This window comes from Corallococcus sp. 4LFB, from assembly GCF_046520365.1.
GTDB classification, from domain to species: domain Bacteria; phylum Myxococcota; class Myxococcia; order Myxococcales; family Myxococcaceae; genus Corallococcus; species Corallococcus caeni.
Window position 1 is genome coordinate 1 of sequence record NZ_JBKGHJ010000545.1, and the last position, 5,173, is coordinate 5,173.

General features: G+C 68.7%; 4 protein-coding genes. All 4 read left to right on the forward strand.

Features of this window, described 5'->3' with window-relative positions; translation table 11 throughout:
* Positions 1-581: ERAP1-like C-terminal domain-containing protein (locus tag ACLEQD_RS36465; protein ID WP_410390495.1), on the forward strand; the 581-nt coding region annotated here is incomplete at its 5' end.
* A 1,285-nt stretch (positions 582-1,866) separates the two neighbouring features.
* Positions 1,867-3,009: an AAA family ATPase gene (locus tag ACLEQD_RS36470; RefSeq protein WP_410390496.1), complete on the forward strand. Its 1,143-nt coding sequence runs from the start codon at positions 1,867-1,869 to the stop codon at positions 3,007-3,009.
* Entirely contained in the window at positions 3,009-3,656 is a 648-nt protein-coding gene (locus tag ACLEQD_RS36475) for a DUF3226 domain-containing protein (protein WP_410390498.1), read from the forward strand. The genes ACLEQD_RS36470 and ACLEQD_RS36475 overlap by 1 nt, the downstream gene beginning before the upstream one ends.
* Positions 3,653-5,011: a DUF6986 family protein gene (locus ACLEQD_RS36480; protein ID WP_410390499.1), complete on the forward strand. Its 1,359-nt coding sequence runs from the start codon at positions 3,653-3,655 to the stop codon at positions 5,009-5,011. Before ACLEQD_RS36475 ends, ACLEQD_RS36480 begins: the two co-directional genes overlap by 4 nt.
* Positions 5,012-5,173: the final 162 nt, after the last annotated feature.

Consider the following 5,173-nt stretch of genomic DNA (forward strand, 5'->3'; position numbering starts at 1 on the left):
TGCTGGCGCAGGCGCGGCCGCTGGTGGCGCGGATGCTCCAGGGGGACAAGGCGGCGCTGGACGCGAACCTGCTGGACACGGCGGTGGGCATGGTGGCGCGCGCGGGCGACGCAACGCTCTTCGAGGACCTGCTGCAGCGGATGCCGAAGGAGCCGGATCCGGCGACGCAGCGGCGCTACCTGATGGCGCTCACGTCCTTCGAGGACGCGAAGCTGACGGAGCGGGCGCAGGGGCTGCTGTTCACGGAGACGGTGAAGACGCAGGACGTGGCGAGCTTCGCGACGGGCCTCCTGGGCAACCGCGCCGGGCGCGACGCGTGGTGGGAGCAGTTGCAGAAGCGCTGGAAGGACTTGGTGACGCGCACGGGAGCGGCACCCATGCTGCTGCGCCGGGTGGTGGAAGGCCTGGGCCTGTTGCGCACGCGCGAGCACCTGGAGCAGGTGAAGGCGCTGCTGCAGGCGAACCCCCTCCCGGAGGCGCAGCAGGCCACGGCGCAGACGCTGGAGCGGCTGGCGCAGGACGTGGCCCTGCGCGAGCGCGTGGCCCCGGAGGTGGCCGCGTGGCTGAAGCGCCGGCCGTGAGGTGAGCCCGCCGGGAGCGCCGATGTGGAGGTCACTCCTCTTCTGCATGGCCTGGGGGCTCGGGTGCTCAGCCTCCAGGCCTCCTCCGGGCGTCGTTCAGCCGCCTCCCGGTGAGCGGCTGGAACGGATTGCAGGCCCGCTCCCCGGCCATGGGCCCTACCCGACCTATTCCGATGCGTTGCTCGCGGCCTGCCCGTTGATCCTGGAGCAGCCCCAGGCCACCGCAGGCCGCCCGGGCGACCAGGAGTTTCCGCTGCGGTGGAAGCTCTCGAAGGAATACTGCGCCTGGGTCTACTACACGCCGGATCATCAGTTTGGGTACCGGGCAGATCATCCGGTGGACCGCGCGCGAGAATGGGCGATGGCAGAGAAAGCAGATCGCCACGCTCACCTGGCTCGATGACACGAACTACCGCATCCAACGGCAGTAGGGGCTTCCTCCTCATGCGCGCGCGAACGCTCTTCATCGTGTCTGGCTTGATGCTCTGCGGCTGCATGAAGGCGCATCGTCCCGCGCTGGTGGAGGCGGAGCCATCGCTCGTCTTTCCCTCCTTCTTCGCCAGTCCCCAGGAGGCCGTGGGAAGCCCTGAAAGGGCATACGTGTTGGACGGCTCCGTCCTACGAGCGCTCTCCCTCGCGGTCGCGGACTTCCTTCCGCCCGCCACGCCGTCAACGCCCTGCTGGGACCGGCCCGAGTCACATCGCTACAGGATCCTCCGGGAGCCGGGCGTCATCTTCATCCGGATCGAGGAGGATCCTGCCGCCTGTGGCCGGCAGGTCCCAGCCCTGCACTCCGGAGCACGCTACGCGTTTAGCGACGATGGCCGGCTCCTACGGCGTCTCATGGACGGAGAGCCAGAGCAGGTCCCGGACGAAGTGCCATCCGCAGACAATGCGGGCGAGGATGCGGCACCCGGCACGCCTCCAGCTCCGGGCCCCCAGCCCGGTGGTCCACCTCCTCGTTTCTCCCACGCACCAGATGACGGAACTCGCGCCATGCTGCCAGCGCCTCCCATCGAGCCACGCCTTCCTCCCGACGGAGGCCCCGGAACCCCATGAAGACCACGCTCACGCCCGAAGCCTCCGCCGCCTCCCGTGAGGCCCTGCGCCGCGCCAACGTGGCGTTCGCCCACGCGTAGCCGGGCGACTCCACTCGGCGGCGCCCACCTCTTCCGCGCATCTGGAAGTTGCGCGGCCGGGGGCTTCTGGGGATGGTTCGAGATGCCTCGGGGCTTGCCCGGGGCGCACTGCACGGCGCCTACCCGTGCGCCAGGACACCGCTGCCATGCCGCCCCCTTCCGCTCCCCTCCTCCCCTCCTTCCGCATCCAGGGGTTCCGAGCGTTCAGGGACCTGGAGATTCCGCGCCTGGGCCGCGTCAATCTCATCGTTGGCAAGAACAACGTGGGGAAGACCACGTTGTTGGAGGCAATCAAGGTCTACGCGGCTGGGTTGGAGGCCGCGTGGGAACTTCGGGAGCTTCTCGACCGCAGGCAGGAAATTCAGCGAGGCTCTCTCCGCGACAAGACACATCCCCTAATTGATATCGACCGGGTGTTCTTCCACGGTCCGCCCCAAGACCGTCCGAAGTCGATTCGGATTGGCCCCCGCGAAGGAGACAAAGACCTTCGGATACAACTGGGTCGACTCGTCATCCCCGGCCAGTCACAAGATCCTGACGTCCGCTCGCATTTCGTCATGGATGGTGATGCGCGGTTTTACGAGGAGTTTCAGAGCGACGAGGCATTGGAGGTTCGGTATGGCTCCTCTCCCCCCAGACGCTCCCGGCTTCGCGCACTCAATGATGCCATCACGGCATCAACCTCAGAGGCACGCCGCAAATCTCATCCTGAGCCAAGGGGCTCTCTGGTCTGCAACTACGTCCCAGTCCGTGGTCTCGACAGATCCAGCATTGGAGCCCTCTGGGACAACATCGTCCTGACCGCGAACGAACAATCCACTGTCGAAGCCTTGCGGCTCATCCTGCCGGACATCGAGCGCATCTCGCTTATTGAAGACTCCAGGCAGCCCGGCATGCGTTACGCGCTCGTTGCCAGAACGGGGCATCCCATCCCAGAGCCTCTTCAGAGCATGGGAGATGGGATGACTCGCATCTTCGAGCTTGCCCTGGGGCTCGTGAGTTCTGCGAATGGGCTGTTCCTGGTTGACGAAATCGAAAACGGCATCCACTACTCCGTTCGAGAACAGCTCTGGCGGTTCATCTTCGAAGCCTCCAGTCAGCTCAACGTGCAGGTCTTCGCCACCACGCACAGCTGGGACTGCATCTCTGCCTTCCAGAAGGCAGCGTCCGCCCATCCCGAGGACGGAATGCTGATCAGCCTCGCCCAGACGGATGGCGACATCAAAGCCACCGTCTTCAACGAGGGCGACCTGGAGATCATCACCCGGGAATCCATCGAGGTCCGCTGATGCCGCCCAAGCCAGAGCGGATCCTCCTGGTGGAAGGCGCGGAGGACCGCGAGGTCGTCTACCACCTCTGCAACCACCACAAGCTCGACAACAAGCAACACTTCGCCGTTGAGGCCAAGGACGGTTACGAGCGTCTTCGCGACGACCTGAAAGTCCGGCCGCGTGTTCCCGGCGTGAAGACCATCGGCGTCGTTGTCGACGCGGATGAAGACCTCGCCCACCGCTGGCAGTCCCTCCGCGACGTGCTGGAGCACTCCGGCTACACCCGACTGCCAGGGCAGCCCGAAGCAGCCGGCGTCATCATCCCCGCCCAAGGCACGCTGCCGCGTATCGGCATCTGGATGATGCCGGACAACCAGCTCACCGGAATCCTGGAGGACTTCCTCCAGCAGCTCGTCACGCAGGAAGACCCACTCCTGCCCGCGGCCTTCACGGCCCTGGACGCCCTCCCGGAGCGCCGCTTCAAGCCCACCTACCGCTCCAAGGCCGCCATCCACACCTGGCTCGCCTGGCAGCAAGAGCCCGGCACGCCGCTCGGTCAGGCCGTGGCCAAGCACTACCTCCAGGCCAACCACGAACTCGCTCAGCGCTTCGTGACCTGGATGCGGCGCCTGTTCATCCCCGCTCCGGAAGCCCCAACCCCATGAAGACCACGCTCACGCCCGAAGCCTCCGCCGCCTCCCGTGAGGCCCTGCGCCGCGCCAACGTGGCGTTCGCCCACGCGTACCCGGGCGACTCCACCCGGCGCCAGCCCGTGCACACCGTGTACGGCGGCGCCCACCTCTTCCGCGCCGGCACCGCGCGGAAGATGGGGGACCTGGCGCTCGCGGCGCTGCGTGACCACGCCGCCGACGGCTCCCAGCTCGCCCACGGCCTGGGCCTGCCCCAGCGCGGCGGCTTCGCCCAGCGCGTCCACGACCGCGTCGTCGACAAGCTCCAGCGCGAGCCCGTGGAGGACTTCCGCATCGACTTCGAGGACGGCTACGGCCACCGCCCCGACCCGGAAGAAGACGCCCACGCCGTCGCCGCCGCCACGGAGGTGGCTCGGGGCCTGGAGCAGGGCTCGCTCCCGCCGTTCATCGGCATCCGCGTGAAGTCCTTCACGGAGGAGCTCTACGCCCGCGCCTCGCGCACCCTGGACCTCTTCGTCACCACGCTGCTGGAGCAATCCGGTGGCAGGCTGCCGCCGTCCTTCGTCGTCACCCTGCCCAAGGTCACCGTGCCCGAACAGGTGACCACCCTGGCGAAGCTGCTGTCGGAGCTGGAGTCCGCCCACCACCTGCCCCCCGGCGCGCTCTCGCTGGAGCTGATGGTGGAGACGCCCCAGGCCCTCTTCGACGCGCGCGGCCGGCCCCACCTGCGCTCGCTGGTGGAGGCCGGCGAGGGCCGCTGCTCCCACGTGCACCTGGGCGTCTACGACTACACCGCCGCCCTGGACGTCAGCGCGCACATGCAGCACATGCTCCACCCCGCCTGCGACCACCTGCGCGACACCGTGCAGGTGCTCCTCGCGGGCAGCGGCGTGCGCCTGTCCGACGGCGCCACCAACGTCATGCCCGTGGGCCCCCACCGCAAGCAGGGCGACACCGCGCTGCTCCCCACGCAGCTGCGCGAGAACACCGACGCCGTGCACCGCGCGTGGCAGGTGGCGTACCGGCACACGCGCCACTCGCTGGAGCGCGGCTACTACCAGGGCTGGGACCTGCACCCCGCCCAGCTCCCCGTGCGCTACGCCGCCGTCTACGCCTTCTTCCTGGAGGGCCTGGAGCCCGCGTCCCAGCGCCTCAAGGCCTTCGTGGACAAGGCCGCCCAGGCCACCCTGCTGGGCGACGTGTTCGACGACGCCGCCACCGGCCAGGGGCTGCTCAACTTCTTCCTGCGCGGCCTCGCCTGCGGCGCCCTCACGGAAGAGGAGGCCCGCGCCACCGGCCTGACGCTGGAGGAGCTTCGAAGCCGCTCCTTCCGCGCCATCGTCCAGGGCCGCGCGGACGCGTCACGCTGACGCGGGCGGCTGCCCGGAGGCACCGCGCTCCGGGGCCCCTGCCACTCGCGCGCCACCGCCACGTCCACCGCGAGGATGCCCAGGAGGAACAGCCACGCCCGGGCCGCGAGGACAGGCCCGTCAGCGCCCACACGCTGATGACGGCCGCGAGCACCACCGGCA

Coding starts and splice junctions, on each gene's coding strand:
- ACLEQD_RS36470 (WP_410390496.1), top strand. CDS start 1,867: ATGCCGCCCCCTTCCGCTCCCCTCCTCCCCTCCTTCCGCATCCAGGGG.
- ACLEQD_RS36475 (WP_410390498.1), top strand. CDS start 3,009: ATGCCGCCCAAGCCAGAGCGGATCCTCCTGGTGGAAGGCGCGGAGGAC.
- ACLEQD_RS36480 (WP_410390499.1), top strand. CDS start 3,653: ATGAAGACCACGCTCACGCCCGAAGCCTCCGCCGCCTCCCGTGAGGCC.